The organism is Aeromonas sp. (assembly GCF_050252055.1).
Lineage (GTDB): Bacteria > Pseudomonadota > Gammaproteobacteria > Enterobacterales > Aeromonadaceae > Aeromonas > Aeromonas caviae.
On record NZ_JBFWLQ010000001.1, the window covers coordinates 722,000 to 747,108 of the forward strand.

29 protein-coding genes are annotated in these 25,109 nt (G+C 60.5%); 20 read left to right on the forward strand and 9 right to left on the reverse strand.

Annotated elements, in window-relative coordinates; genetic code table 11:
- Positions 1-61: 61 nt before the first annotated feature.
- Entirely contained in the window at positions 62-955 is an 894-nt protein-coding gene (locus AB7E19_RS03230; protein WP_103261376.1) for a DNA replication terminus site-binding protein, read from the reverse strand.
- 530 nt (positions 956-1,485) lie between these two features.
- On the opposite strand from AB7E19_RS03230, the gene AB7E19_RS03235 reads away from it, so the two are divergent.
- From AB7E19_RS03235 to AB7E19_RS03265, 7 genes are all read left to right on the forward strand, one after another.
- A complete protein-coding gene (locus tag AB7E19_RS03235) occupies positions 1,486-1,695 on the forward strand; it encodes a DUF1127 domain-containing protein (protein ID WP_010675316.1) in 210 nt (69 codons plus the stop codon).
- Between the two features lie 269 nt (positions 1,696-1,964).
- Entirely contained in the window at positions 1,965-2,984 is a 1,020-nt protein-coding gene (gene astE, locus AB7E19_RS03240; RefSeq protein ID WP_225159933.1) for a succinylglutamate desuccinylase, read from the forward strand.
- 271 nt (positions 2,985-3,255) lie between these two features.
- Positions 3,256-4,344 (forward strand): pyruvate dehydrogenase (acetyl-transferring) E1 component subunit alpha, encoded by a 1,089-nt coding sequence (pdhA, locus tag AB7E19_RS03245; RefSeq protein WP_103244601.1) that lies wholly within the window; start codon positions 3,256-3,258, stop codon positions 4,342-4,344.
- Complete coding sequence (locus tag AB7E19_RS03250) at positions 4,341-5,327, forward strand: alpha-ketoacid dehydrogenase subunit beta (protein WP_052814703.1); 987 nt, start codon at positions 4,341-4,343, stop codon at positions 5,325-5,327. Before pdhA ends, AB7E19_RS03250 begins: the two co-directional genes overlap by 4 nt.
- A gap of 94 nt (positions 5,328-5,421) precedes the next feature.
- Positions 5,422-6,522: a dihydrolipoamide acetyltransferase family protein gene (locus AB7E19_RS03255; protein WP_010675312.1), complete on the forward strand. Its 1,101-nt coding sequence runs from the start codon at positions 5,422-5,424 to the stop codon at positions 6,520-6,522.
- A gap of 206 nt (positions 6,523-6,728) precedes the next feature.
- Complete coding sequence (locus AB7E19_RS03260; protein WP_005302803.1) at positions 6,729-6,938, forward strand: cold-shock protein; 210 nt, start codon at positions 6,729-6,731, stop codon at positions 6,936-6,938.
- 77 nt (positions 6,939-7,015) lie between these two features.
- The gene (locus tag AB7E19_RS03265) at positions 7,016-7,327 is read left to right on the forward strand and encodes a hypothetical protein (protein WP_103254967.1); all 312 of its coding nucleotides are present in this window, start codon (positions 7,016-7,018) and stop codon (positions 7,325-7,327) included.
- Here the strand turns inward: AB7E19_RS03265 and AB7E19_RS03270 are convergent.
- Positions 7,314-7,562, reverse strand: coding sequence for a TIGR02647 family protein (locus AB7E19_RS03270; RefSeq protein ID WP_010675310.1), 249 nt, complete (start codon positions 7,560-7,562; stop codon positions 7,314-7,316). The genes AB7E19_RS03265 and AB7E19_RS03270 overlap by 14 nt on opposite strands.
- A gap of 246 nt (positions 7,563-7,808) precedes the next feature.
- Here AB7E19_RS03270 and AB7E19_RS03275 point away from each other — a divergent pair, with 246 nt between their 5' ends.
- Together AB7E19_RS03275 and AB7E19_RS03280 are read left to right on the forward strand one after the other, a co-directional pair.
- Complete coding sequence (locus AB7E19_RS03275; RefSeq protein WP_045524136.1) at positions 7,809-8,357, forward strand: hypothetical protein; 549 nt, start codon at positions 7,809-7,811, stop codon at positions 8,355-8,357.
- A 94-nt stretch (positions 8,358-8,451) separates the two neighbouring features.
- Entirely contained in the window at positions 8,452-8,844 is a 393-nt protein-coding gene (locus tag AB7E19_RS03280; protein ID WP_010675308.1) for a DUF2750 domain-containing protein, read from the forward strand.
- An 89-nt stretch (positions 8,845-8,933) separates the two neighbouring features.
- Here AB7E19_RS03280 and AB7E19_RS03285 read toward each other — a convergent pair whose 3' ends face one another.
- Both AB7E19_RS03285 and AB7E19_RS03290 read right to left on the reverse strand, forming a co-directional pair.
- A complete protein-coding gene (locus AB7E19_RS03285; RefSeq protein ID WP_409070726.1) occupies positions 8,934-10,739 on the reverse strand; it encodes an extracellular solute-binding protein in 1,806 nt (601 codons plus the stop codon).
- Between the two features lie 135 nt (positions 10,740-10,874).
- Entirely contained in the window at positions 10,875-11,768 is an 894-nt protein-coding gene (locus AB7E19_RS03290) for an EamA family transporter (protein WP_010675306.1), read from the reverse strand.
- A gap of 179 nt (positions 11,769-11,947) precedes the next feature.
- Here AB7E19_RS03290 and AB7E19_RS03295 point away from each other — a divergent pair, with 179 nt between their 5' ends.
- On the forward strand, positions 11,948-12,136 hold the full coding sequence (locus AB7E19_RS03295; protein ID WP_010675305.1) for a hypothetical protein: 189 nt from the start codon (positions 11,948-11,950) through the stop codon (positions 12,134-12,136).
- Here AB7E19_RS03295 and AB7E19_RS03300 read toward each other — a convergent pair.
- On the reverse strand, positions 12,133-13,323 hold the full coding sequence (locus AB7E19_RS03300; RefSeq protein WP_041213169.1) for an HD-GYP domain-containing protein: 1,191 nt from the start codon (positions 13,321-13,323) through the stop codon (positions 12,133-12,135). The genes AB7E19_RS03295 and AB7E19_RS03300 overlap by 4 nt on opposite strands.
- Before the next feature lie 172 nt (positions 13,324-13,495).
- Here AB7E19_RS03300 and rsuA point away from each other — a divergent pair, with 172 nt between their 5' ends.
- A complete protein-coding gene (rsuA, locus tag AB7E19_RS03305) occupies positions 13,496-14,188 on the forward strand; it encodes a 16S rRNA pseudouridine(516) synthase RsuA (RefSeq protein ID WP_039040228.1) in 693 nt (230 codons plus the stop codon).
- A 101-nt stretch (positions 14,189-14,289) separates the two neighbouring features.
- Here the strand turns inward: rsuA and AB7E19_RS03310 are convergent, their stop codons facing one another.
- Positions 14,290-15,192 carry a DMT family transporter gene (locus tag AB7E19_RS03310; RefSeq protein WP_128295957.1) on the reverse strand — a complete coding sequence of 301 codons (903 nt, stop codon included), beginning with the start codon at positions 15,190-15,192 and terminating at the stop codon, positions 14,290-14,292.
- A 290-nt stretch (positions 15,193-15,482) separates the two neighbouring features.
- On the opposite strand from AB7E19_RS03310, the gene AB7E19_RS03315 reads away from it, so the two are divergent.
- Both AB7E19_RS03315 and yfcE read left to right on the forward strand, forming a co-directional pair.
- Positions 15,483-17,120, forward strand: coding sequence for a peptide ABC transporter substrate-binding protein (locus AB7E19_RS03315; protein ID WP_408821649.1), 1,638 nt, complete (start codon positions 15,483-15,485; stop codon positions 17,118-17,120).
- A gap of 10 nt (positions 17,121-17,130) precedes the next feature.
- The gene (gene yfcE, locus AB7E19_RS03320) at positions 17,131-17,673 is read left to right on the forward strand and encodes a phosphodiesterase (RefSeq protein WP_010675300.1); all 543 of its coding nucleotides are present in this window, start codon (positions 17,131-17,133) and stop codon (positions 17,671-17,673) included.
- A 43-nt stretch (positions 17,674-17,716) separates the two neighbouring features.
- On the opposite strand, the gene AB7E19_RS03325 is transcribed toward yfcE, so the two are convergent.
- From AB7E19_RS03325 to flgA, 3 genes are all read right to left on the reverse strand, one after another.
- Positions 17,717-18,133: a flagellar protein FlgN gene (locus AB7E19_RS03325; RefSeq protein WP_322131173.1), complete on the reverse strand. Its 417-nt coding sequence runs from the start codon at positions 18,131-18,133 to the stop codon at positions 17,717-17,719.
- A complete protein-coding gene (flgM, locus tag AB7E19_RS03330; RefSeq protein ID WP_010675298.1) occupies positions 18,130-18,450 on the reverse strand; it encodes a flagellar biosynthesis anti-sigma factor FlgM in 321 nt (106 codons plus the stop codon). The genes AB7E19_RS03325 and flgM overlap by 4 nt, the downstream gene beginning before the upstream one ends.
- Before the next feature lie 94 nt (positions 18,451-18,544).
- The gene (gene flgA / locus AB7E19_RS03335) at positions 18,545-19,150 is read right to left on the reverse strand and encodes a flagellar basal body P-ring formation chaperone FlgA (RefSeq protein WP_308444226.1); all 606 of its coding nucleotides are present in this window, start codon (positions 19,148-19,150) and stop codon (positions 18,545-18,547) included.
- Positions 19,151-19,387: 237 nt separating this feature from the next.
- Here flgA and AB7E19_RS03340 point away from each other — a divergent pair, with 237 nt between their 5' ends.
- From AB7E19_RS03340 to AB7E19_RS03370, 7 genes are all read left to right on the forward strand, one after another.
- On the forward strand, positions 19,388-20,299 hold the full coding sequence (locus tag AB7E19_RS03340; protein ID WP_010675296.1) for a chemotaxis protein CheV: 912 nt from the start codon (positions 19,388-19,390) through the stop codon (positions 20,297-20,299).
- A gap of 17 nt (positions 20,300-20,316) precedes the next feature.
- Positions 20,317-21,141, forward strand: coding sequence for a CheR family methyltransferase (locus AB7E19_RS03345; protein ID WP_010675295.1), 825 nt, complete (start codon positions 20,317-20,319; stop codon positions 21,139-21,141).
- Positions 21,142-21,202: 61 nt separating this feature from the next.
- Positions 21,203-21,604, forward strand: a complete 402-nt coding sequence (flgB, locus tag AB7E19_RS03350; protein ID WP_010675294.1) for a flagellar basal body rod protein FlgB — start codon at positions 21,203-21,205, stop codon at positions 21,602-21,604.
- Positions 21,601-22,020 carry a flagellar basal body rod protein FlgC gene (gene flgC, locus AB7E19_RS03355; RefSeq protein ID WP_005329775.1) on the forward strand — a complete coding sequence of 140 codons (420 nt, stop codon included), beginning with the start codon at positions 21,601-21,603 and terminating at the stop codon, positions 22,018-22,020. The genes flgB and flgC overlap by 4 nt, the downstream gene beginning before the upstream one ends.
- A gap of 90 nt (positions 22,021-22,110) precedes the next feature.
- The gene (locus AB7E19_RS03360) at positions 22,111-22,848 is read left to right on the forward strand and encodes a flagellar hook assembly protein FlgD (RefSeq protein ID WP_045524147.1); all 738 of its coding nucleotides are present in this window, start codon (positions 22,111-22,113) and stop codon (positions 22,846-22,848) included.
- A 10-nt stretch (positions 22,849-22,858) separates the two neighbouring features.
- Positions 22,859-24,205: a flagellar hook protein FlgE gene (gene flgE, locus AB7E19_RS03365; RefSeq protein ID WP_010675292.1), complete on the forward strand. Its 1,347-nt coding sequence runs from the start codon at positions 22,859-22,861 to the stop codon at positions 24,203-24,205.
- Positions 24,206-24,351: 146 nt separating this feature from the next.
- Positions 24,352-25,098 (forward strand): flagellar basal body rod protein FlgF, encoded by a 747-nt coding sequence (locus AB7E19_RS03370; protein WP_427934615.1) that lies wholly within the window; start codon positions 24,352-24,354, stop codon positions 25,096-25,098.
- Positions 25,099-25,109 lie beyond the last annotated feature (11 nt).

Sequence of the window (25,109 nt, forward strand, 5' to 3'; positions counted from 1 at the left end):
ATGTGACAAGGGGAGCATCCGTGATGCTCCCCTTGTCGTTTGTGGCGGTGCCGAGCCTGCGCTACCCCTGATAGAGGTAGAGGTGCAGCCGCTCTATGATGGGGTCACCGCCAATCTTGCGATCCCGGCGTGCCTGGCGCAGCTTGGGCGGGTAGTGGCCCAGATGGGTGACGGCCGGCTGGGTATCGGAGCAGAGCAGCAGGGGAAGGCTCGCCTTGATCTGCTGCTTGCGGGGCTCCCGGTCCTGCCAGAGCAGGTTGATCATGGGGTGGGTCTTGACCGGCCTGCGGATCCGCAGGCCGGCATCCGCTGGCAGGCGGCGAATGTCGTATACCTCCTGATCCACCATCTTGCTCCACTCTTCGTTGTCAAAGAGCGCCGGTACATACCGGCGGCTGCGCTCCAGCATCTCCAGTACCTGCTCCCGGCTGAGGCGGCTGATGCTCTGCTTGTCGGCCCAGGTGAAGCCCAGCGAATGGAGATCCCCCTGAAGCCAGGTCAGCTTGCGATAGACCTGCAGGGTGATGACGCCGGGCAGGGCGCCGTGCACCAGCTCGAACTTCTCGTCCCGCCCGCCCGCCGCCTGCACCATGGCCTTGAAGGCGAGCTTGTGCGCGTTGATCTCCTCGATGACGGGTGCCAGCTCCCTGGCGCAGGCGGCAGGAAAGCGCAGCCAGCCGGGCAGACGGTGGGTCGCCTTGGTGGAGCAGCCGGGGCGGGCGCTGTGGTCCTGAAAGGCGGCGAGGGTGGCGGCCAGGGCCGCCTCGCCCGAGAGATAGCCCACCTCGATGGCCTCGATGGGCTCATGCTCTTCCCCCTGGGCCACGGCCGGGAGGGGATAGACATGAGCCTCCAGCAGGTCGAGCTGGCCCAGTTGCCGGGCAAGGCGTGCCAGCGACGCCTCCAGCAGGGCCATCTGTTGACGCAGGGCGGCGGTGGGGGTAAAGGTGTCCATCGGCAGATCCTGTGTGTGTGCCGCTCCCTTGTTCAGCATGATATTGGGACAACGTGGGGAGGCAGCATGATAAACTACTGTATAAATAACCATACCAGTATGATAGCAGGGTGCCAAGTGTCCGGTGCCACCCTGACGATGGGGGTGACATGGGGGCATCCGGTTCAGGTTGCCTGTTCGTATCTTTTTGTTAAATAACGATCTTGTTGCGATCTATTTGTTAACAAAACCTGGTGACAGAGAGTTTGCACCCTGCTGACTCGTCGTCGTGCCGTGCATAGCTAGCGTGGGAAAGTGCATAGTTAGAAGTGGGTGGCGCAGGAGAAAATGCTGCCAGGTTGAAAGGGGGAAAGTTTCAGCATTATTTCATTTTAAAATCATATGGTTATGGTTATTGCCCTGGCGATATCAACCATTACTTTTACTAATGTCATGTATCAAAATTCGTCAATTGAGGCACCTCCCCGCCCTGACTAAGCTTTGCGCATCAAATCCGAGCCTTGCGCAGAACTAGAGAGAGGAGCCATATCATGGCCAACATGACTTATACCGAAGCCGGTTACCAGCATTCCAGCGAATCGAATCTGGTTGCTCGCGTCAAGATGACCGTCCTGACCTGGCTGGAACGCAGCCGCAGCCGTCGCCAGCTCTCCGAGCTGCCCGCCTACCTGCTCAAGGACATCGGTCTGAACGAAGCCGACCGCTATCAAGAGACCACCAAGCCGTTCTGGCGTGGTTGATCAGCCGGGCATGGATGCCTTGTTTTTCTGCTGATCCCAGGGGCATTCTGCCCACCCGTCTGCCGAAGGCATGCTGTCTTCACTTGCCGATACCCGTTCACCACTTTCCCTCTCCCGTGTTTCCCCCCGCTTGATCCTGTTGCATGTGTTGTCACTCATTCTCGCCATTTTTGTATCCTTACTGTTTGAATTTGTTTAAAAACTGATTTTAAGCCCGGTTGCCTTGCGTATAATCCGGCCATGGCATTCCAGACTAAAGGGTGAGACGGATGATTCCCCAGCATGACTTTTTGGCCCTGACGCGCCGCCATGAGTGGCAGCTCGAGCCTTTCGCCTTCAATCTGACCGACGGTACCCGGGTGAGCGTGTGGGATACCGGCGTGATCTGCCTGGAACCCGCTTCCGAGGCGGGGCAACCTGGGCACAAGGACATCGTCCTCTCCTGCGGCATCCACGGCAACGAGACCGCCCCCATCGAGATCTGCAACCAGTTGCTGACCCGGTTGCTCGCAGAGGAGCTCAAGGTTCGTCACCGGGTGCTCTTCCTCTTTGGCAACCCCGCCGCCATGAACCAGGGGGTGAGGGAGGTGGAAGAGAACATGAACCGCCTCTTCTCGGGCGCCCACAGCAAGGGGGAGGGGCTGTGCAACCGGGAGCGCATCCGCGCCATGCGTCTGGAGCAGTATGTGAGCCGCTTCTTTGCCGACTCGGCCAGGCCCCGTTACCACTACGATCTCCATACCGCCATTCGCGGCTCGCGCCACGAGAAGTTTGCCGTCTATCCCTTCCCCCACGAACGCCCCCACTGCAAGGAGCAGGTACGTTTCCTCGGTGCCTGCGGCGTGCGCACCATACTGCTCTCGAGCGGCCCGACCACCACCTTCAGCTATTACAGCTCGCACCAGCACGGCGCCCATGCCTTTACGGTGGAGCTGGGCAAGGTGCGGCCCTTCGGTGAAAACGACATGACCCGCTTCATCGAGGTGCGCCAGACATTGCAGGAGCTGGTGACCCGGGATGAGGTGGCCCTCGAGCCATGGCGAGCCGATGACTTCACCCTTTTTGCCATAGATCGGGTGATCAACAAGCAGTCGGAGCAGTTCCGCTTCCTGTTTGCCAGCGATGTGGACAATTTCACCGAATTTCCCCAGGGTTTTGTGCTGGCAGAAGATGGGGATCAGCAATACAGGGTAGAGAAACCGCGGGAGGCGGTGGTCTTCCCCAACGCCAACGTGGCCATCGGACAGCGCACCATGCTGCTGGTGGTACCCACCCGTTTGTGGGAGTGAATTGACGCCTTTTTGTCATGCTGATCCTGCGCCACGGGCGGTGGCAAGCAGCATGGCGGTGATGGGCGTGATCCCGAACTCGATATGACAGGGAGCCTGAACAGGCTCCCTTCTTTGTTTCTGCTCGCCGAAAATTCCGATTACCTTCGAAAATAAAAGAAGTTTCTACTGGTCTTACCTGGATGAATCTCGTTGCCCTTTGATTAACATGTTGTTTACATTTTAAATGTCACCTCATGGTGGTGACGCTGACAACGGCAAGGAGCCAGTTATGACCCATGTCGACATCCCCTTCCTTCGTTACCTCGATGAGGAGGGGCGCCCGGTCGCGACACTGCCGACCTGGCTGGACAAGGCGATGCTGCACACCTTCTACCGCAACATGGTGATGGTGCGCAGTTACGACAAGAAAGCGATAGCACTGCAGCGAACCGGCAAACTCGGCACCTTTCCATCCCATCTTGGGGCGGAAGCGGTGGGGATCGGGGTCGGGCTCGCCATGCAGTCAGAGGATGTCTATGTGCCCTACTACCGGGACATGCCCACTCTCTACGTGAGGGGCGTGCCCATGGAGCAGAACCTGCAGTATTGGGGCGGGGACGAGCGTGGCAGCGTCTTCTACAAGGCCGATGGCGAGTTGTCGGAAGACTTGCCCATCTGCGTTCCCATCGCCACCCAGATCACCCATGCTGCCGGCATCGCGGCCGCCTTCAAGCTGCGCAACCAGCCCAGGGTCGCCGTGGTGACCATCGGCGATGGCGGCACCTCCAAGGGAGACTTCCTCGAGGGGCTCAACTGTGCCGGTGTCTGGCATCTCCCCATGGTGATGATCATCAACAACAACCAGTGGGCCATCTCGGTGCCGCGCAAGTTGCAGTCGAGCGCGCCCACCCTGGCCCAGAAGGGTATCGGGGCCGGGGTGCGCAGCCTCCAGGTGGACGGCAATGACGTGGTGGCGGTCTATGAGGCGACCCGCGCCGCCGTCGAGCGGGCTCGCAGCGGCAAGGGGCCGACGCTTATCGAAGCCGTCAGCTACCGGCTCGGGGATCACACCACCGCCGATGATGCGACTCGCTATCGTGACGGCGCCGAGGTGGAAGCGGCCTGGGCCAGGGAGCCGGTCAAGCGGCTGCGCCAGTTCATGTTTGAACGGGGCTGGTGGGACGAGCAGCAGGAACAGGCGCTGCTGGCAGAGGCGGGCCGGGAAGTGGAACGCGCCGTTGCCGCCTACGAGGCCATCACGCCCCAGGCGCCGGAGACCCTGCTCGATTACCAGTTTGCCGAGCTGCCGAAGGCCTATCTTGCCCAGCGCCAGCGCATCATCGCCAAGGGCATGCAGCAGAGCGGGGAGGGACTATGAGCGATATCACGCTGCTCGAAGCGATCAATCTGGCGTTGCACCACGAGATGGCACGCGATCCTGATGTGGTGGTGCTGGGGGAGGATGTGGGGGTCAACGGCGGTGTGTTTCGCGCCACCGTGGGGCTTCGCGATAAATTCGGGTTCAAGCGGGTCATCGATACGCCGCTGGCCGAAGGACTCATCGCCGGGGTGGCGGTGGGCATGGCGACCCAGGGGCTCAAACCCGTGGCCGAATTCCAGTTCCAGGGCTTCATCTTCCCGGGCATGGAGCAGATCATCTGCCAGGCGGCGCGGATGCGAAACCGGACCCGTGGCCGCGTCACCTGTCCCATCGTCTACCGCTCCCCCTATGGTGCCGGCATCCATTCACCCGAGCACCACAGCGAGAGCGTCGAGGCCCTGTTTGCCCATATCCCCGGGCTGCGGGTTGTGATCCCTTCGAGCCCGAAGCGGGCTTACGGCCTGCTGCTGTCGGCCATTCGGGACCCGGATCCCGTGATGTTCTTCGAGCCGGATCGCATCTATCGCTCCATGAAGTCGGATGTGGTGGATGACGGCATCGGCCTGCCGCTGGATGTCTGCTTCACCCTGCGTCCCGGCCGGGACATCACTGTGGTGGCCTGGGGAGCCTGCATCCAGGAAGTCATGCGGGCGGCGAACCTGCTGGCGGAGCAGGACATCCAGTGCGAGGTGCTGGATCTTGCCACCATCAAACCCCTGGACATGGAGAGCATCCTGACCTCGGTACGCAAGACCGGGAGGTTGCTGGTAGTACACGAAGCCTGTGGCAGTTTCGGGGTGGGTGCCGAAATCGTGTCCCAGGTGACCGAAGAGGCGATGACTGCCCTCAAGGCGCCGCCAAGACGCCTCACCGGCGTGGATGCCGCCGTCCCCTACTATCGCAACGAGGAGTATTACCTCATCACCGAGCAGGAGATCGCGCAGGCGGCTCGGCAACTGATGGAGAACCAGTGGCTATGACGCACGACAGGTACGGATGCGCAAGTGCCTGGGCCACAGGGCTCCATGGTGTCTGTCAATGTTTGGTGATGTCCCAGCAGAGGGAGAGCAGGTCATGAAATTTTTCAAATTGCCGGATCTGGGCGAAGGACTGGCCGAGGCCGAGATCGTCGAGTGGAAGGTGAGCGCCGGTGATACGGTGCAGGTAGATCAGGTACTGCTGTCGGTGGAGACAGCCAAGGCGCTGGTGGATGTGCCCTCACCGGTGGCCGGGGTCATCGCCAGATTGTGCGGGCAGGAGGGGGACATCCTCCACATCGGGGCACCGCTAGTGGAGTTTGAAGGGGGCGAGGATGACGGCACTGTCGTTGGCAAGGTCAGCGCCCATCAGCAGCATATCGAGGATCATTTCGTGGTGGGGGCCATGGCGCCCGGCGGCACGCTGGTGCAAGCCATGCCAGCGGTACGTCTGCTGGCGCAAAAACTGGGGCTGGACATCGACAAGGTCAAGGGAACCGGCAGCGCTGGCATGGTGACCGAGCAGGATGTGCAACAGGCGTTCGAGGCCCAGCAGGAGAGCGGCAACGAGTTCCTGAAAGGCTCGCGCCGGGCCATGGCCAAGGCGATGGAGCTCTCGCACCGGACTGTGGTGCCGGTGAGCATCACCGACGAAGTGGACTTGCGCCACTGGCGCCCGGATGAAGATGTGACGGTGCGCCTCATCAAGGCGATCGGCGTGGCGTGTCGGGCCGAACCCTCCATGAATGCGTGGTTTGACGGAGAGACCCTGTCGCGGCGTCTGTTCAGGGAGGTCAATGTGGCCATCGCAGTCGACTCCAAGCATGGGCTCTATGTGCCCGTGATGGAGAACGTGGCAGAGCGGGACCCGGCTGACATACGGCAGGGGCTGGATCGGATGATCGCCGATGTGAAGGCCCGTGCCGTGCCGCGGGAAATGCTGCAGGGGGCAACCATCACCCTCACCAACTTTGGCGCCATCGCTGGCCGTTACGCCAGCCCCATCGTCACACCACCCCAGGTGGCCATCATAGGAGCGGGCAAGTTGTTCGAGAAGGTGGTGTTCATCCACGGCGAGGCGCGCCCGGTGCGTGCACTTCCCCTGTCGATGACGTTTGACCACAGAGCCTGCACCGGTGGAGAGGCGGCTCGCTTCCTCAAAGCCCTGGTTCAGGCACTGGAGTCGGCACAGGTCTAAACCGCCGTACCCCGCCGCTGGCGGGGTACAAATTTGTTTGCGTAATCGACAAAGGCACGTATAATCTCAACCAGCTTGAAAGGGCGATAGTTATGTCAATGAATATGATGTTTTACATCTTTTCCTGTTGTTCATAAGTAATCCCGTTTTTTGAGCTTTACCCGCTGAAAAGCATAAGTAATTATTTTGAATACAGGTTTAAAGATATGTCTAACATGATCACCGGTACCGTTAAGTTTTTCAACGAAACCAAAGGTTTTGGCTTCATCCAGCAAGAAAACGGCCCGGACGTTTTCGTTCACTTCAGCGCCATCCAAGGTAACGGCTTCCGTACCCTGGCTGAAGGTCAGCGCGTACAGTTCTCTGTGACCCAAGGTCAAAAAGGCCCGCAGGCTGAGAACGTAACTGCTCTGTAATTCTTGCAGAATTTAAGAAAGCCGTGGTACCTCTGGTGCCACGGCTTTTTGTTTTCATGGCTTCATCAATACGCGTCATGACCCTGATCTCCTCCCTCTTGCTGACCGTGGCGTTGACCGGTCAGGCCAGCACGCCAACGCCGGATCCTGCGGTGAATGATGCCGTGTCCGTGTGTCAACAGTTTGTACATGTTCGTCTGGGAAACGCGGTGAAACCCGATGAGATCAGGGTACAGCCGGTGCCAAAACGGGCGGGAGAGTGGCTGGTCGATGGCAAGATAAAAGGACCCGAAGGTCCTTTGCTGTTTGCTTGTCTGCTGCGACAAGGAGAGCGCTGGGAGTTGCTCAACTTCTCGCTCTGGGCACCACAACCGCTCAATTCGGCTTGAGTGCGACCAGCAGGTGTTGGAGATGCTCCAGCATGGTCATGCCGAAAGGGGTCAGATAGCCGCCATCTGCTGCGGTGATCAGGCCCTGGCTGTGCAGGCGCGCTGCCGCCTGGCAAAGCGCTTCCGACATGTCGCTGCGCAGCTTGATCCCCAGGCTCATGTTGGCCGGATCAAAACACGCCAGTATTTTCAGCTCATTCACAAAATCGTCAGAAACCTGGTTGATCCCACTCATGGATGCACTCCTTACGCTAAAGATGTATGCAACCTAGCATCCCCGGTGCCTCTTTAGTGGGCGCTGGCTCAAACAATTGGCCTTTATCGGGGCCGCTCTGGTTCAAACGCTGCTTTTTTGGACGCTATCTATCACCGGTCCGACTGGACGCAAACGCCCCCAGCAAGGCAAACATGCTAGAATGGCACCCTCGTTCACCCTCATGACCAGGCGTGATGCCAGGTCATCTTGTTCAAGGCGCGTCTCATGATCACTGTTACTCTGGTCTCTCTGCTGCACTCTCTGGGTCCCCGTTTTCCTGTTTATGCTCCCTCCTTGCTGCTCCCTCTCCTGGCGCAACATCAAGGAGATCTCTGGTTGCCGGCCATTCGCGGGGAAGACGTGACAACCCTGCGTCAGCATGGCAAGGATGCCCAGAGTCTGGCTACCTTGTCGGCAGGCTGGTGTGAATTCGCGGCCCAGAGTAAAGAGACGCCGGAGCTCGATGCGCTTGCAAGTTACGATGAGGAGATGCTGGACAACCTGCAGATGTACTGGCGCCACCCGAGCAAGATAAACAGCCCGATCACCGATAACCTGTTCGAGCTGCGCCGTGAGGTGGTGGACGAGGCCCATGGCGGCAAGCTGGTTGCTGCCTGGAGTGCCGCCCAGCAAGCACGGCTTGAGCAGATCATGGTGGGGGTCGCTGCGGGGCGGGATCAGCTCTGCTTTGTGGAGGTGGAGTCCGCCTATTGGCTGAGGGAGCGACTGGGTGAGACCGCGGGACTCCGGCTGTTGACCCCCGAGCTGGGGTGAGGTGATGGAAAGACGGATGACCCATTACTCCTGCTGGACAAGGGGTCGGCAAGATGTGAACATGTCGCCCTTTATTGAACGAGAGACTTGACCGATGAGCTATGAACTTAGCGACACCGAGCGCAATGCCGCGCTGCAACTGAACGCCGATTACCGCTTTGATCACTTCATCAGCAAGCTGGTCGAGCACGAAGAGCTGTTTGTCCTGACCGACGAACACGGCGTCATGATGCTGACGACCGAAGAGGAAGACTGCATCCCGGTATGGCCGCATCCCGACTACGCCAAGGCCTGGGCCGAAGGGGAGTGGGCCGAGTGCAAGCCGCAGTCCATTACCCTCAAGGTGTGGCTGGATCGCTGGGTGGACGGCATGGAGCAGGATGATCTCTGCGTGGCCGTGTTCCCGACACCGGATCAGGAAGGCATTGTGCTGGACCCGGCCGACGTCGCTGACGCCATTGCGCAAAAGCAGGCCAAACGCGGCTGAGTGCCCTCTGCCTGGTGCCATCCCGGTTGTAACAAAGACCCCGCCAATGTGCGGGGTCTTTTGTTTTGGGGCCGACGGTGCCAGCTGCCCTATTTTTGCTGGTAGGTGGTATCCGTGATGGTCACCGGCGGGAAGGTCTGCCCCTCTTTGATGGCGGCCCGGGTCTGCGCCTTTGCTGCTTCGTCAATCCAGAGCAGGCCGCCGAAGCTGTAACCCGAGTTGGAGCCGTCGAGGGGCCAGTAGAGCAAGTCGCTCTGGGGGGTTGCCGGCACCTTGGGCAGGCGTACCCAGCGCCAGGCGCCGGCCCGGGTATAGGGCACCTGATAGGCGGGGACGAAGCTGGCGAGCTCATAGAGTCGCTGCTGGATCTGGCGGGAGAGGTCGGCCTTCTTGCCGAAATCGAACGCCTTGTCGTATTGCTCCACCAGGGCCGAGATCCTGTCGTCATCGATGTTCATGATGTTGTTGGTCTGGGGCTTGTTGGCATTGACCCTGTGGAAGTGTTCCCAATAGGCGGGATAGCGACCGCCGCTCCAGGCCATCCAGGCACTCTGGTGTTTTTTCTCCAGCATGGATTTGAAGCCGGCAGACGCATCCATCAGATTGAGCTCGAGGTTGAGCCCCGCCTTTTTCGCCTCTTCCCGCAGCAGGGTGAGGCGTTGTGCATGTTCCGCCGTGGTGTAGGTGATGCTGAGGGAGAGGGGCTGGCCCTTGTCGTTTCGCAAGATGCCATCCGGCCCGGTCTTGGTAAAGCCCGCCTTGGCAAAGAATTCGCGAGCAAGTGCGGGATCGAAGGGGCGCGCCTTGAGGTCGGTATTGGTGAAATCTCCCTGGCCCGAGCCATAGGTGTTGAGACGCTGGTAGTCCCCCCGCAGCAGGGTCGCGATCATCTTGTCCAGGGCGAGGGCGTGCTGGATGCCGAGTCTGACGTCGAGATTGCTCAGCAAGGGATCGGCGGTGTTGAGATAGAGCCCCATGGGGGGCTGAGGCGTCTGGTTGTAGAACCAGAGTCGCTCGATATAGCCCTTCTCGAATTCGGCGGTCTTGCTCTTGTCATGCCACCAGTTGGGCATCACGAGTGGGAAGGTGTCGAGCTCACCGCGCAGGAAGTGCTGCCAGGCGATGTTCTGATCCCTGAGCACCTTGATCTCGATGCGATCCGGATTGAAGCGGTGCTGGAAGTAGCGCTCGTCGTTCCCCCACCAATCCTTGACCCGGTCGAAGGTAACCGACTTGCCCTTCCTGAGCTCGCCAATCTGGTAGGGGCCGGTGACCGGCAGCACCTTCCAGTTGTACTCCTTGACCCAGTTGGCGGTCAGCTTGATGGCGTGGCTGGGCTCCGGGGTGAAGGGGAGAGCTTCGAGCAGATCTTCCCGGCTCTTCTCGGTGCCGCTGGTGATGGCGAGGGTGTGATCGTCAAACTTGGTCACTTCGCTTATCTGGGTGCTGTAGTAGTTGTTGTACCAGGGGTCGTTGATCTCCTTGCTGCGCATCATCTTGAGGGTGAAGACCCAGTCATCCGCAGTGACGGGCTGGCCGTCCGACCAGCGGGCCTTGGGGTTGATGCGAAAATAGAGCGTCTTGTTATCCGTGCCGAAAGCCCACTGGTTGGCCAGCATGGGGATGGGATTACGCGTCACGGGATGGGTGCTCAGGAGCGGCAGGTTGGTCTCGCGCACGTAGGCTGCAAAACCGCCGTTGGAATCCGGCCCGTATTTGCGCAAGGTGAGCGGAAAGCTCGACATGAAATCCCGGAAGGTGCCGCCTCGCTTGGCCTCGGGGTCTGCATAGACGGGGTCGGTGTCGTTGCTCTCCCATTTGAGATCTGCCGGCAGGGTGGCACTCCAGCCGAACGGGCTCCAGCAGAAGGGGAGCAGCATGGCCGTGACCCGCATGATGCCTGGTAAAGAGGGGATGATCGAAAGTGACGGATGACGCATGTCCTTGCTCTCCTGATGATGGCGTCCTGCCGAAATAACGGGGTGGGCCCAAGAGGGCCTGACCCATGATGGGAAGTTTCCCGGGCGAGGTCAATCCTCGGTTTGGGTCTTCAAGAAGCGCATCTTGCCCCCCAGCAGATGCACCACGAAGCCGAGCAGTACCAGACCCGAGCCCAGCCATTGCAGGGGAGTGGGGTGTTCATCGAGCAGCAGGGCGGCGGCCACCATGCCGACACAGGGCACCAGCAGGGAGAGGGGGGCAACCTGGGCCACCGGATAGCGCATCAGCAGCCTCCCCCACAGGCCATAACCGAGCCAGGTGGCGATAAACGAGAGATAGAGCACGCACAAGACGCCCTGCCAACGGATGTTGAGCAGGCTGCTTGCGATGAGTTCGGGCCCCTCGAACAGCCAGGAGAGCGCGAAGAAGGGCAGGATGGGCACCAGCCCGCCCCAGGCGACCAGGCTCGGCAGAGAGGTGCGATAGCGCAGACCTATCTGGCGATTGATGACGTTGCCGAGGCCCCAGCAGGCGGCTGCGCACAGCGTCAGCACAAATCCGATGAGGGTGAGGTTGCCCTCCCCATGGGTGGCAATGAGATAAAGACCTGCTCCCGCCAGCGGCAGTGCTACCCAGTGGTGGGGCTGCCAGCGCTCTCCCAGCCAGATCATGGCGAACAGCAGGGTGAAGACCACCTGGGATTGCAGCACCAGGGAGGCCATGCCGGCGGGCATGCCGAATTTCATGGCGCAGAACAGGAAGGCAAACTGGCCCAGGCTGATCGCACCGCCATAGGCCAGCAGCCAGCGCCAGGGCATGGCAGGCCTGGGGACCAGCAGAATGGCGGGGAAGACGACTCCGACGAAACGCAGTGCTCCCAGCAGCAGTGGGGGGATGCCTTCCAGCCCCCACTTGATGGCAACGAAGTTGAGTCCCCAGCAGAGAATGACCAGGGCGGCCAGACACTTGTCCTTGGTTTGCATGCGGCATCCTTGTTTGAGCGGCGCCCGCACGGCAGGGCGCCGAAGGGGTCGAGCATACCTGCTACAGGGTGGGCACCGTCAAGGGCGCAGGTGTCTGCCGGGCGAGTGCGGGCGGGCTAAGCTAAAAAGTGAGCGCCCGGATTGACGGGCTGGCGTCGATGGCTGATCGGAGGTATTCCATGAGCGACCATACCCTGCTGCCCCATGGTGAAGACTTGCGCCGCGCGGTGCGCTGGCTCAGCGAACACCATCAACACGACATCCGGGCCATCGAAGAGGCCTGCCTGCGCTTCGATCTCTCCCCGCTGGATGAGGAGTTCCTGATTCGCCATTGCCGCGAGCAGCCGCCAACAAGCCGGACAGGTTAGACGAAGTTGGCCAGGTTGATGCCAAACTCCTTGGGGTCCACCGTGCTCTCTATGGTCTCCTGAACCCCGTTTTTGGCGAGATCCAGCCACTGCACCTCGAGATAATGGCGATGGCCTGCGTGATAGATCACCTTGACCACGGGCTTGAGCGGTTGCTGTTCGTTGCGCTGCATCACGATGGCCAGGCGCTGGTTGGAGAGCTGCACCAGGGTACCCACCGGATAGACCCCCATGCACTTGATGAACCTGGTTACCAGGTCGGCATCAAAATGCAGATCAACCCCCTTGAGCAGAATGCGAAACGCCTGAGTTGGCTGCATGCCCTGTTTGTAGACCCTGTCTGCCGTCACCGCATCGTAGACATCGACGATGCCGCTCATGCGGGTGTAGAGGGAGAGCTGATCCCCCTTGAGGCGCCGCGGGTAGCCGGTGCCATCGATCCGCTCGTGATGGTTGGCGGCCACCTCCAGCATGATGGGGGTGATGCCGGCGGTGGCGGCCAGGATGTCGTGGCTGTGGACCACGTGCTCGCGCATCACCTCCAGCTCCTCATCGGTGAGCTTGCCCGGTTTGTTGAGCACCTCGTCCGGGGTCATGATCTTGCCCACGTCGTGGAGCAGGCCACCGAGGGTCAGCTCCTTGAGCACGCTGCGATCCAGCCCCAGGTAGCGGCCAAAGTTCGCCAGGAGGATGGCGACATTCATGGAGTGCTCCATCAGGTAGGCATCCTTGGCACGGATCCGCGCCAGACAGAGCATGGCATCGCCGTGGGTGAACATGGTATCGACCATCTCTTCGGCCACGGCGGCAAGGGGCGTGATGTCGATGGGCTCTCCGGCCTTGAGATGGCGAATGAACTTGCCCTGGAGTTCGCGCGCCTCCTGATAGAGCCGACGGATCTTGAGCTCGCGCCCTTCACCACTGCCGATCTGACGAGAGGAGCCCGCCCCGTTTGTCACCACATCCGCCGGGCTTGCCGTGCCCCCTCCCGGCAGCTTGCTGCGGGCAAGATCCACCCGCACCGTCAGCACGCCGCGCCGGATCAGCGCCTCCACCTGTTGAGGGTTGGTCACCATGCCCGTCTGGGCAATTTCCATGGCGCCGGTCTGGCTGGCAATGGCAATGACGTACATGCCAGGTTTCAACTGGCTGACGGGGATGACGGGGTGAGACTTCGTCGGCTTCATGGGTACATCCTGGGCTTATTATTATGTGTGATGTCGGTCTGCTGACGGCAGTCTATCACTGGCACATCATGGCGTCAGGCGCCATCTTGAGTCCCTGTCGCTTAGTACTGGTGTTGTCGGGTCTGACCGATATAATGTCGCCCCCAATCATGATGGATTCCGAGGTTTTTGCATGCGGCTCGACAAATTTCTTTGCGATTGCTCCGATTTGACCCGTTCCCAGGCGGGCAAGCTGATCCGTCAGGGGGAAGTGCTGGTAGACGGCGTGCTGGTCAAGCAGCCCGCCTTTCACATCAATGAGCAACACCAGATCGAGTTTGACGGTGTCACCTTGACCCTGAACCTGCAGAATCGCTATTTCATGCTGCACAAGCCGGAAGGATACGTCTGCTCCAACGAGGACCCGGATCACGCCACCGTGTTCCACCTGCTCGACGAGCCGGCCATGGGCAAACTGCATGTGGTGGGGCGCCTCGATCTCGATACCACCGGGCTGGTGCTGATCACCGATGACGGCCAGTGGTCCCATCGCATCACGTCGCCCCGGCACGAGTGCGCGAAGACCTACCATGTCTGGCTGGCTGATCCCGTGAGTGAAGAGGCTATCTCGCTCTTTGCCGACGGTATCTACCTGCGCAACGAGAACGACAAGACCCGCCCTGCGGAGCTGGAAATCCTGGACGAGCGGGAAGCACGCCTGACCATCCACGAGGGCAAGTATCACCAGGTGAAGCGGATGTTCGCCGCCATCGGCAACAAGGTGGTCGGGCTGCATCGGGAACGCATTGGCGATCTGGCTCTGGACGATGAGCTGGCACCGGGGGAATACCGGGAGCTGACCGAAGAGGAAGTGGCCCTGTTCTAGGGACGCGATCGCCTCTCTCCCTGTCCGGCAAGGGGGAGCATCGGCGGCTCAGTGCCGCCGATGGGCGTGTTGGTCCTTCCTTCTTGCAGGAGAGACGGGGCTCAGTTCCCCATTCCCAGCACCAGGGCCGTGCCCAGGGTGGCCAGCAGGGCTCCGGCCCAGGCGGGGAGCGAGGGACGCATCCCCGAGTGCCACCACAGCAAGGGCAGCAGAATGACCGGTGTGGTGGAAGACAAGATGGCCACCATGCCCACATCTCCCTGACGCAGGGCCACCAGGATCAGGGTCATTCCCAGCGTCATCGCCAGAAATCCGTTGATGCCTATCATGCCGAGCACCTGCCGGTTGATTGGGTTGTGCGGCATGGCGAGCGGCAGGCGCAGCGCCCGCAAGACGCAGTGTGCCAAGAGGGCGCTGCCCATGCGCACGCCGGAAGCGCTCACCGCGTCCACGGTGCCGCTCATCATCACCGGCTTGGCGATGATGGCTCCCAGGCTCTGGCACAGGGCTGCGGTGAGGCCAAGGGCTATGCCGACCACGAGGCGGCCGCGCACCTGCTCCCATTCGTTCTGCTGATTGTTGCCACGACGACCAAACAGGATGGCGAGCATGACCCCGGCCAGGACCAGCAAGGCGCCCGGCAGGCGCCAACCATCGAGCCGCTCGCCAAAGAGCCAGAGCCCGAGCAGGGCGGAGAAGAGGGCGTGGCAGGAGAAGAGCAGACCGCTGCGCCTGGGGCCGAGTCGGTTCATGCAGGCAAAGAGTGCGGTGTCGCCGACGAAGATGCCGATGAGGCCGGAGAGGGCCAGCAGGGGAAGGGCGCTCTCGGTGAGGGTCTGCCAGCCTCCCGTCACCAGACTTGCGCTGGCCAGCATCAGGCTGACCAGGAACATCCGCCAGCGGCTGTAGGCAAAGGCCCCCAGATGGCGAGCCGGTTTGACGGAGATGAGGGCGGCGATCGCCCATAAACTGGCGGCAGCCAGCGCCAGCCATTCGTAACCCATAAAGACCCCTGAAACGGTAGACGACAACCGGACTTGCAGGCGACACATCGCCCCGGTCCGATTGCCAACGGGGCAGGGGAGTGCGCCTTCTGGCGATTGCGCCCACCCGTGGCGGCCGTGTCGTCATAAAACCTTGAAAAAAATAGCCCGAAAGACTCCCTCTATCGGGCAGGCCCGATACAATACGGGTCGTCTTCGGGGATAACAAGCGCGGCATGATGCATTCGGTTCCAGGCGCGCCGCCGGCCTTCCCCCCATTGCAGTCAAAAGAATTGAACGAGGTTGATGTCATGTTTTACCGTTTCGCCGCCAGGCCAGCCCGCCGCTTGCTCTCTCCCTTGCTGTTCGGGTTGATGGCGGTGCCGCCGCTTCAGGCCACTACCGTGGTGCAGCAGCCCGTGCTGTCGGACAGGCAGACCCTGGTCAAGGGCAATGGCGCCGAACCCGAGTCCCTCGATCCGGCCCTGATCCGCTCCGGTTTCCCGGGGGAGGTGGTGCTGGTGGACCTGTTCGAGGGGCTGGTGAGCGAGGATGGTCAGGGCAAGATAGTGCCCGCCCAGGCCCAGCGCTGGGAGACCAGCGAGGATGGGCTGGTGTGGCGCTTCTTCCTGCGCCCCCAGCTCAAATGGTCCAACGGCGAGCCCCTCACCGCCCGGGATTTCGTCTACGCCTGGCGGCGGCTGCTGAACCCGGCGCAGGCTTCCCCCTCCGCCGGCCTGCTGTTGGCGACCGGCATCAACAATGCCCAGTCCATCTATGCCGGGGCGCTCGACCTCGATGCCCTGGGGGTGGAGGCAGAAAGCGACCAGATCCTGAAAGTGACCCTGGAGCGCCCCGTTCCCTATTTCCTGCAACTGGTCAGCCAGCGCCCCTTCGTGCCGGTCAACGAGCGAGTCATCGCCCAGTTTGGCAAGCAGTGGACCCAGCCAGGCAAGATGGTGAGCAATGGCCCCTACAAGCTGGCGAGCTGGGTGGTGAACGAGCGCATCGAAGCCGAACGCAACCCCCAGTACTGGGATGATGCCCATACCCGGATCCAGCGGGTGACCTACCTGCCGCTCGCTTCCCAGCATGGGGAGCGGCTGCGTTACGAAGCGGGGGAGATCCAGCTCACCAACAAGGTGGCGCTGGAGTACTACCAGAAGACCATGCAGGAGGCACCGGAGCGGATCTGGGGTCTGCCGCTGCTTGGCACCTATCTTTACACCTTCAATCTCAATCGCCCCGAGTTGCAGGATGTGCGGGTGCGCCAGGCGCTCTCCATGGCCATCGATCGCCACCTGCTGACCGAGAAGGTGAGCGGCCAGGGGGAGCGCTCTGCCTGGTCACTGCTGCCCGCCATGCCGGGTTATGACGAGCTGGATATCCCCCTCTCCCGGGAAGACCAGCCGACCCGGTTGGCCCGGGCCGCCGCACTGTTGGCCCAGGCGGGCTACAACAGCGCCCATCCCCTCAGGCTGACGCTGACCTACAACACGTCGGAGAACCACAAGAAGCTGGCCCTGGCGGTGGCGGCCATGTGGAAACCGCTGGGGGTCGAGGTCTCCCTCAACAACATGGAGTGGAATGCCTATCAGGTAGCCAAGGACAGTGGTGATTTCATGCTGGCTCGTTCATTTTTGTTTGGTGATTATGTCGAGCCGTCGTCCATGCTTGGCAGTTTCCGCTGCCAGGATCCCCAGAACGAGAGCGGCTACTGCAACCCCGCCTTCGATGGTCTGCTGCAGCAGGCCTCCGAGACCCTGGATGCCAACGCCCGGTCCGGGATCTATCATCAGGCCGAGCAACTGCTGATGGAGGAGGTGCCCGTCATCCCCGTCTATCACTACAACCAGATGCGACTGGTGGACCCGGCACTGCGCGGCTTGCCGAGCCGCAACCTCAAGGGCGCCATCGCCACCAAGGATCTCTATTTCAGCCAGCCATGAGGAGTGTGGAATGAAGATTGCCATTATCTCGGATCTGCACGGCAGTCTGACTGCCCTCGAGCAGGTGCTGGCGCAACTCGCTCCCTGGCAGCCTGATCACTATCTGCTGCTCGGGGATCTGCTCAATCACGGGCCGCGCAATCCGGTGCCGGCGGGGTATGATCCTGCCGCCGTGGCGGCAAGGCTCAACGAGCTGGCCCCCCGCATCATGGCGGTGCGTGGCAATTGCGATTCGGAGGTGGACCAGATGCTGCTCCACTTCCCCATCACGGCGCCCTACAACCAGCTGCTGGTGGATGGGCGGCGCTGGTTTGTCAGCCACGGTCATCTCTATGAGCCCGGCAACGTGCCCCTGCCAGCAGGGAGCCTGTTCATCAGCGGTCATACCCATGTGCCTGTGCTGCGCCAGGAGGGAGAAATGATCCTGATGAACCCGGGGTCTATCTGTTTTCCAAGGGGCGAGTGGGTGGCCAGTTATGGGCGCTATGACGAGGGCTGCATGAGCATCCATGCCTGCAAGGATGGAGAAACCCTGATGCAGCTGGTGCTCTGATGAGGGGCTGACAAGGAGAGGAAACCAGAAGAGGGAGAGGAGATCAGGCCTTGATCCCGAAAGAGCGGGTGCCTGAGCGGGTATTGCCTTTGGCGTCATAGGTCAGGGAGCTGCTGTCTCTGAGCTTGCTGAGGAAGCTGGCGAGACGGCGATTGGAGACAATGCTGAGTTCGAGCAGACGTCCGTTGAGGTTGTTCTGCTCCTGACAGGCTTCCAGCTTGGCTTGAAGGGCCTGCAATTGGGTCGGGAAGGCGCCCAGCTGTTGCTGCAGGTCGGGTAGCTCTGCCAGAGTCTTGTCCAGCATCTCGATGGCCACCAGCAGTTGTTGCTTGCGATCGGAGAGTGCCGGCAAGGCAAGGGCCCGGTGAGCCTTGAGGAGGTCGAACTCCTCTGCCAGCAAGCCTTGCATCTGGGAGAGGTTGTCGTCCTGAGCGCGCAGCAGCGAAGGGAGGTCCATCATCCCAACCGTTTATCCAGATCGGCTTCGAAGCTGAACATCTTTCTGGCCACGGCTTCGCTGTTGACCTTGTACTCCCCACTGGCCACGGCCTTCTTCAGGCTCTCGACGCGGCTCTCGTTACCGGTGGAGGCGGTGTTGAGGGTCTTCTGCATCTGTTGCAATTGCTGCGCCTCACTGGTCAAGGAGACAGAGTCGCTCTTGACGGTCGTCGCACGGCTGCTCTCGCTGGAGGTCGCCGACTTGGTGGCTACACCTTGGCTGCTGCCGCTGTTTTGCAGGCGGTTGTTAGCCAAGTTGTTGATATTGTTGATAGCCATAAGGTTTACCTTCGTCTGCTTTGCTGTTCGCTTACCTGTGTATCGGTGACGGCGGTCAGAACTTTAGAAAAAAATTGCGCAGTGCATTCATGTGTCAGAATGTCACGACCACGGAGCCCACTGCACTGACCTGGCCTTGCACCGTTCTGCCCGAGCGCGTGTTGACAAGCCGGATCATGTCTCCGAAGCTGCCATCTTGCAAGGCGCGGGCCATGGTTTTGATCTGCATGCTGCTGTTTTCGGCGCTCAGGGTGACCTGGTCCCCCTTGCAGACCACGCATACCTGGGTGAGTCTGATTGGCTGACCCGGTTTGAGCTCACGCTTGCTGCGTACCCCGATGAGGGTGGTCGGGTCGGTAAGGTAGTCGCCACGGATCAGGGTCTGATCCTGGTATGCCAGGGTCAGCATGGGTTCACTCAGAATGTCTCCCTTGGCAACCGGGACGGCGACGGTGACATAGGGTTTCTGGATGCTGACCCGGACCGGTAGATAGAGATCCCAGGATTTGTCTCCCTCGCACTTGAGGTAGACGGTGGTGTTGCGACGGATCTCCATCCTGGCGGGGAGGGAAATGGTGAGGGCATCTTCGCAGCGCGTGAGGGGGAGGCGCTCGTCAATGGTACCGGCCTTGACGTCGGCCTGTGCATCGAGGGGAATATCGAGCTGGTCGAGCACGAACGCCTGTGCCTGTTCTTGCAGATAGTCGGTGACCTCGGACGCCATGGCGTGAGACAGACTGCAAAACGGCAGTAAGATAAGGAAAAGTCTACTAATCATTTTTGCTTACCGGTCGATAAGTTATTCACGTATACCACCGTAGTTAACTATGCTTGCTCCAGAATTATTCGATTGTTGAAACAACGATGATCTGATGCAAGCCAATGTGCATGCATAATGACATGCACGATCAGTGCCAAGCATTTTTAGGGAGTGTTTATGGCGAGTATTCTGGACTCGGTCAACCAGCGAACCCAGCTAGTGGGACAAAACAGGCTGGAGCTGCTGTTGTTTCGTCTCAATGGACGTCAAAGATTTGGCATCAACGTATTCAAGGTACGCGAGGTGCTGCAGTGTCCCCCTCTGACCGTCATGCCCAAGCTCAACTCCTGCATTCGCGGCGTGGCACATATCCGTGGCCAGACCATCTCGGTGATCGATCTCAGCATGGCGATGGGCAAGCGCCCCATCCAGGACCTCTCCAAGTGCTTCATCATCATCTCCGAGTACAACCGCTCCATTCAGGGGTTCCTGGTCCACTCGGTCGAGCGCATCATCAACATGAACTGGGAGTCCATCCTGCCGCCACCCAAAGGGGCAGGTCGCATCAACTACATGACGGCGGTGACCGAGGTAGATGGTGAGCTGGTGGAGATCCTGGATGTGGAGCGCATTCTCAACGAGATCTCGCCGGTCTCCACCGAGGTGTCCACCGAACTGGTGGAAGCAAGCGTGGAGCGCAATCCTCACGGGCGTCCCGTGCTGGTTGCGGACGACTCTTCGGTGGCGCGCAAGCAAGTTCAACGGGCACTGGAGGCAATCGGGGTGCAGTGCGTGCTGGCCAAGGATGGACGGGAAGCGCTCAACATGTTGCTGGAGATGTCCAAGAACGGTCCCATCAAGGATCAGATAGCCCTGGTCATTTCGGACATCGAGATGCCGGAGATGGACGGTTATACCTTCACCGCCGAGATCCGCAACAATCCCAACCTCAAGGATTTGCATGTTATCCTGCACACTTCCCTCAGTGGGGTGTTCAATCAGGCCATGGTGCAGAAAGTCGGAGCGAACAATTTCATTGCCAAATTCCAGCCGGATGAATTGGCCAAGGCCGTACAAGGCGCTCTCTAATCAAGAAGAACAACTGCATGAAGACACTTTCGGACGACTTATACAGGCAATTCAGCAATTTTCTGGCGCAACAGAGCGGCATAGTGCTGGGTGACAACAAACAGTATCTGGTCAAGAGCCGCCTGTCGCCCTTGATGACTCAGTTTGGTATCGAGAGTCTGTCTGATCTGGTCACCCGGGCGATGAGCGTGCGCGAGCGGGAGCTCAAGATGGCGGTGGTCGATGCCATGACCACCAACGAGACCCTGTGGTTTCGCGATACCTATCCGTTCCAGCTGCTGAGCGACAAGATTTTCCCGGAGCTTGGCAAGAGCGGTCGTCCCATCAAGATATGGTCTGCCGCCTCTTCATCCGGGCAGGAACCCTACTCCATCGCCATGACGGCGCTGGAGCAGCAAGTCAAGCGGCCGGGTACCTTGCCGGGCGGGGTGCAGATAGTGGGGACCGATATCTCCAGCACCATGCTCAACCAGTGCAAGGAGGGGGTCTACGACAGCCTGGCGCTGGCCCGCGGGCTCTCCCCCGAGCGCAAGCGACTCTTTTTCGAACCCTGTGGCGACAACAAGATGCGGGTGGTGGAGCGTGTCAGAAAATTGACCAGCTTCCGTCCCCTCAACCTGCTGGAGAGCTACAGCCTGCTCGGCAAGTTTGACATCATCTTCTGCCGCAACGTGCTCATCTACTTTGCGCCCGAAGTGAAATCCAAGATCCTCAACCAGTTCGCCAGCAGCCTCAATCCTGGCGGCTACCTGATGCTGGGGGCCTCCGAGTCTCTGGCCGGCCTCACCGACAAGTTCGAGATGATCCGCTGCAACCCCGGCATCGTCTACAAGGTCAAATAACCCCGCTCAATACCCTCTTGGCACACCTCTTGCTAAATATTCATGAAGCAGGAGGTGTGCTATGGCAATTTCATTCGACAAGGCATTCGGTGTTCATCAGTACACGCTGAGCGTGCGCGCCAAGCGTGCCGAGGTGTTGTCCAGCAACATCGCCAATGCGGACACGCCGGGCTTCAAGGCTCGTGACATCGACTTCTCACAGGCGTTGCAGGATGCCCAGGGCCAGCAAGGGTTCGGGCTCAGCACCACCAGCGAGAAGCACTTCGCCTTGCAGATGGATACCCCGGGCACGACCCAGTACCGCAATCCCCTGCAACCGGATACCGGTGACGGCAACACGGTGGACGTGCAGCAGGAGCGCAGCGAGTTCCTGCGTAACAGCCTCGAATACCAGGCCTCCCTTGAATTCATGAACAGCAAGATAAGCGGCCTGCTCAAGGCACTGAAAGGAGAGCAAGGATGAGTTTGTTCAAGGTCTTTGACATTGCAGGCTCTGCCATGAGCGCGCAGTCCGTTCGCCTCAACACGGTGGCGAGCAACATGGCCAACGCTGACAGCGTCAGCTCCAGCGTGGAAAAAACTTACCACGCCAGGCGGCCAGTCTTTGCCGCCCAGCTGGATCAGGCCATGTCCGACAAGCAGGCCTCGGTCGGGGTGGATGTGAAGGGCATCGTCGAGAGTGATGCGCCCCTGCTCAAGGAGTACAACCCGAATCACCCCATGGCGGACAAGGATGGCTTCATCTTCAAGCCCAACGTCAACATGGTGGAAGAGATGGCGGACATGATAGCGGCGTCGCGCAGCTACCAGACCAACGTCCAGGTGGCCGATGCGGCCAAGAAAATGTTGCAGCAGACCCTGGGTCTGGGCAAGTCCTGACAGAGGTGAACCCGGATGAGAGTGACCCGTGATCGCCTGCCAGGCGGCAACAATCGGCCCAGTGGGCACGCCCTAGAGAGGGGAGCATAAGTGGCAGATACCTATGACAGCCTGCTGGGCGTCAACCGGACGACGTCGGCCCAGACCAGTACGGTCAACACCAGTACCCAGAAAAAGGAGCTGGATCAGGAGTCCTTCCTGAAGCTGCTGACCATGCAGCTCTCCTATCAGGATCCGTTCAAACCGGTGGACAACGCCCAGATGCTTTCCCAGATGACCTCGATGTCGACGTCTCAGGGGATCAGCAGCCTCTCCACCCAGATGGAGAGCCTCAACAGCCTGATGACCTCCAGCCAGGCGCTGCAGGCCTCCGCGCTGGTGGGACAGAACGTGCTGATCCCGTCCAACACGGGTTACGTGGAGAAGGGAGGCACCCTCACGGGGGTCATCGCCACCGGCGATGGCGGCAGCAACATCAAGGTGACGGTGAAGGACGAGAGCGGCCAGGTCATCAGGGAGTTCGCCATCGAAGGGAGCCACAAGGGGAACGTGGCCTTTGAATGGGATGGCAAGGACAAGTCCGGCAACGAGGCCAAGAGCGGCAAGTATTCGATAGAGGCGCATGCCACCGTCGACGGCAAGTCGGAGAGCGTCCCCGCCCTGACTTACGCCAAGGTGGAGAGCGTCACCCTGGGAACGAGCACCAACCCCAGCACCCTCAAACTCAAGGGACTGGGCGGCATCTACCTGACCGATGTATTGGAAATTGGCGCGACGACCGGCAAGACCACCACCCAGTCGGCTTCGTCCTCTAACGCAGTGATCTAAGGAGAAAGACATGTCATTCAACAATGCCCTCAGCGGCATCAATGCGGCTCAAAAAGACCTGAACGTCACCGCGAACAACATTGCCAACGTCAATACCACCGGCTTCAAGGAGTCCCGTGCCGAGTTTGCCGACGTCTATGCCAACTCCATCTTCGTCAACGCCAAGACCCAGGTCGGCAACGGGGTGGCGACTGGCGCGGTGGCCCAGCAGTTCCATCAGGGCGCGCTGCAATTCACCAACAACGCGCTGGATCTCGCCATCCAGGGCAACGGCTTCTTCGTGACCTCGGACGGCCTGACCAACCTGGATCGCACCTACACCCGTGCGGGCGCCTTCAAGCTCAATGAGAGCAGCTACATGGTCAGCAACTCCGGCGGTTATCTGCAAGGGTACGAGATCAACTCTGATGGCACCCCCAAGGCGGTGAGCATCAATGCCACCAAGCCCATCCAGATCCCGGACAAGGCCGGTGAGCCGGTGCAGACCACGACGGTCGAGGCTGGCTTCAACCTGCCTTCCAGCACGAAAACGCTGATGGATGTCAATGCCTCCAAATTCGATCCCACGGACTCGACCACCTACTCCTCCTCCACCTCCGTGGTGGTCTATGACTCCCTGGGCGAGCCACACACCATCACCCAGTACTTCACCAAGGAAGCGGATCCGACCGATCCTACCCAAGCGGCGGTGCCGACTGCCTGGCGCATGTACCTCTATGAAGGGGACAAGCCCATCGACATCGTAGGCGGTACGGCCACCACCATGGCGACCGGTCTGAGCCAGGCCCCCCTGAGCGCCCGGGTGACCTTCGATGCCTCCGGCAAGATGGTCACACCCACCACCCCGGCGGTCATCAAGACGGAACCCCTGGGGGCGGCGGGGGCCGGTATCATCACCAATGGCGCCGATGGCACCCAGGAGATTGAGTTCAAGCTTGGTACCGTGACCCAGTACGCCTCCCCCTTTGAAGTGAGCAAGCTGACCCAGGACGGCTCCACCGTCGGTCGCCTGACCAAGGTGGAGATCGGGGCGGATGGCATAGTCTCCGCCACTTACAGCAACGCCACCACCGTCAAGGTGGCCATGGTGGCCATGGCGAAGTTTGCCAATGCCCAGGGGCTCACCCAGGTCGGCGACACCTCCTGGCGCCAGTCCCTGCTCTCCGGCGATGCCTTGCCCGGCACCCCGAACTCCGGCACGTTCGGCTCCATCAAGTCGTCGGCACTGGAGCAGTCCAACGTGGATCTCACCACCGAGCTGGTCGACCTCATCACTGCCCAGCGCAACTTCCAGGCCAACTCCCGTTCCCTGGAAGTGAACAGCTCCCTGCAGCAGAACATACTGCAGATCCGCTAAGACGGCGGGTAGTTGGAAGGGGCGCTTCGGCGCCCCTTGTCGTGTCAGTCCCGCCTCATTTCCTCCTTTCATTCCGTCTTCGTCATCTCTCTTGGCATTCAACTTGCAGTTGAGCTGTGAGAGTCATCTGTTTGACGGAGGATCCCATGGATCACCTGCTTTACATCGCCATGTCCGGGGCCAAGGAGAACATGAACAGTCTGGCTGTTCGTGGCAACAACCTTGCCAACGCCAACACCATTGGCTTCAAGTCTGACTTCGAGCAGGCGCGCAGCATGCAGGCGTTTGGCGAAGGGCTGCCCACGCGGGTGTTCGCCATGACCGAGCGGCCGGGCCAGAACCTGCAGCACGGCATGCTGATGACCACGGGTCGGGATCTTGACGTTGCCGTCGATGGGCCGGGCTGGATTGCGGTGCAGGATCCCAACGGCGCGGAAGCCTATACCCGCATGGGCAACTTGCAGCTCAATGCCACCGGCAATCTGCAGACTTCCACCGGTCTGAATGTGGTGGATGATGCCGGTCAGCCCATCGTGCTGCCCCTGCCCATGGAGAAAATTGAGATCAATCGTGACGGTACCATCAGCGGCCGCCCCGAGGGGGCCGCCGCCAACCTGCCGGAAGATTTCCAGCGTATCAAGCTGGTCAATCCGGCGGCAGATGTGGTGGAGAAAGGCCAGGATGGCCTGTTTCGCCGCAAGGATGGCCAGAATGAGGCCGCGTCTGCGGATGTGGGCCTGATCGCCGGCTCCCTTGAGGGGAGCAACGTCAACGTGGTCGACGAGATGACCAACCTTATTCGCTTGCAACGTCAGTTTGAAACTCAGGTCAAGATCATGAAGACCGCCGAGGAGAACGACGAGGCACAAACCCAGCTGCTGCGTATCAGCTAATCAAGGAGCAC

What these genes read in the sequence shown, in the direction of transcription:
- AB7E19_RS03230 (WP_103261376.1), bottom strand. Translation starts at nt 955, where the DNA reads ATGGACACCTTTACCCCCACCGCCGCCCTGCGTCAACAGATGGCCCTG.
- AB7E19_RS03235 (WP_010675316.1), top strand. Translation starts at nt 1,486, where the DNA reads ATGGCCAACATGACTTATACCGAAGCCGGTTACCAGCATTCCAGCGAA.
- astE (WP_225159933.1), top strand. Translation starts at nt 1,965, where the DNA reads ATGATTCCCCAGCATGACTTTTTGGCCCTGACGCGCCGCCATGAGTGG.
- pdhA (WP_103244601.1), top strand. Translation starts at nt 3,256, where the DNA reads ATGACCCATGTCGACATCCCCTTCCTTCGTTACCTCGATGAGGAGGGG.
- AB7E19_RS03250 (WP_052814703.1), top strand. Translation starts at nt 4,341, where the DNA reads ATGAGCGATATCACGCTGCTCGAAGCGATCAATCTGGCGTTGCACCAC.
- AB7E19_RS03255 (WP_010675312.1), top strand. Translation starts at nt 5,422, where the DNA reads ATGAAATTTTTCAAATTGCCGGATCTGGGCGAAGGACTGGCCGAGGCC.
- AB7E19_RS03260 (WP_005302803.1), top strand. Translation starts at nt 6,729, where the DNA reads ATGTCTAACATGATCACCGGTACCGTTAAGTTTTTCAACGAAACCAAA.
- AB7E19_RS03265 (WP_103254967.1), top strand. Translation starts at nt 7,016, where the DNA reads ATGACCCTGATCTCCTCCCTCTTGCTGACCGTGGCGTTGACCGGTCAG.
- AB7E19_RS03270 (WP_010675310.1), bottom strand. Translation starts at nt 7,562, where the DNA reads ATGAGTGGGATCAACCAGGTTTCTGACGATTTTGTGAATGAGCTGAAA.
- AB7E19_RS03275 (WP_045524136.1), top strand. Translation starts at nt 7,809, where the DNA reads ATGATCACTGTTACTCTGGTCTCTCTGCTGCACTCTCTGGGTCCCCGT.
- AB7E19_RS03280 (WP_010675308.1), top strand. Translation starts at nt 8,452, where the DNA reads ATGAGCTATGAACTTAGCGACACCGAGCGCAATGCCGCGCTGCAACTG.
- AB7E19_RS03285 (WP_409070726.1), bottom strand. Translation starts at nt 10,739, where the DNA reads ATGCGGGTCACGGCCATGCTGCTCCCCTTCTGCTGGAGCCCGTTCGGC.
- AB7E19_RS03290 (WP_010675306.1), bottom strand. Translation starts at nt 11,768, where the DNA reads ATGCAAACCAAGGACAAGTGTCTGGCCGCCCTGGTCATTCTCTGCTGG.
- AB7E19_RS03295 (WP_010675305.1), top strand. Translation starts at nt 11,948, where the DNA reads ATGAGCGACCATACCCTGCTGCCCCATGGTGAAGACTTGCGCCGCGCG.
- AB7E19_RS03300 (WP_041213169.1), bottom strand. Translation starts at nt 13,323, where the DNA reads ATGAAGCCGACGAAGTCTCACCCCGTCATCCCCGTCAGCCAGTTGAAA.
- rsuA (WP_039040228.1), top strand. Translation starts at nt 13,496, where the DNA reads ATGCGGCTCGACAAATTTCTTTGCGATTGCTCCGATTTGACCCGTTCC.
- AB7E19_RS03310 (WP_128295957.1), bottom strand. Translation starts at nt 15,192, where the DNA reads ATGGGTTACGAATGGCTGGCGCTGGCTGCCGCCAGTTTATGGGCGATC.
- AB7E19_RS03315 (WP_408821649.1), top strand. Translation starts at nt 15,483, where the DNA reads ATGTTTTACCGTTTCGCCGCCAGGCCAGCCCGCCGCTTGCTCTCTCCC.
- yfcE (WP_010675300.1), top strand. Translation starts at nt 17,131, where the DNA reads ATGAAGATTGCCATTATCTCGGATCTGCACGGCAGTCTGACTGCCCTC.
- AB7E19_RS03325 (WP_322131173.1), bottom strand. Translation starts at nt 18,133, where the DNA reads ATGATGGACCTCCCTTCGCTGCTGCGCGCTCAGGACGACAACCTCTCC.
- flgM (WP_010675298.1), bottom strand. Translation starts at nt 18,450, where the DNA reads ATGGCTATCAACAATATCAACAACTTGGCTAACAACCGCCTGCAAAAC.
- AB7E19_RS03340 (WP_010675296.1), top strand. Translation starts at nt 19,388, where the DNA reads ATGGCGAGTATTCTGGACTCGGTCAACCAGCGAACCCAGCTAGTGGGA.
- AB7E19_RS03345 (WP_010675295.1), top strand. Translation starts at nt 20,317, where the DNA reads ATGAAGACACTTTCGGACGACTTATACAGGCAATTCAGCAATTTTCTG.
- flgB (WP_010675294.1), top strand. Translation starts at nt 21,203, where the DNA reads ATGGCAATTTCATTCGACAAGGCATTCGGTGTTCATCAGTACACGCTG.
- flgC (WP_005329775.1), top strand. Translation starts at nt 21,601, where the DNA reads ATGAGTTTGTTCAAGGTCTTTGACATTGCAGGCTCTGCCATGAGCGCG.
- flgE (WP_010675292.1), top strand. Translation starts at nt 22,859, where the DNA reads ATGTCATTCAACAATGCCCTCAGCGGCATCAATGCGGCTCAAAAAGAC.
- AB7E19_RS03370 (WP_427934615.1), top strand. Translation starts at nt 24,352, where the DNA reads ATGGATCACCTGCTTTACATCGCCATGTCCGGGGCCAAGGAGAACATG.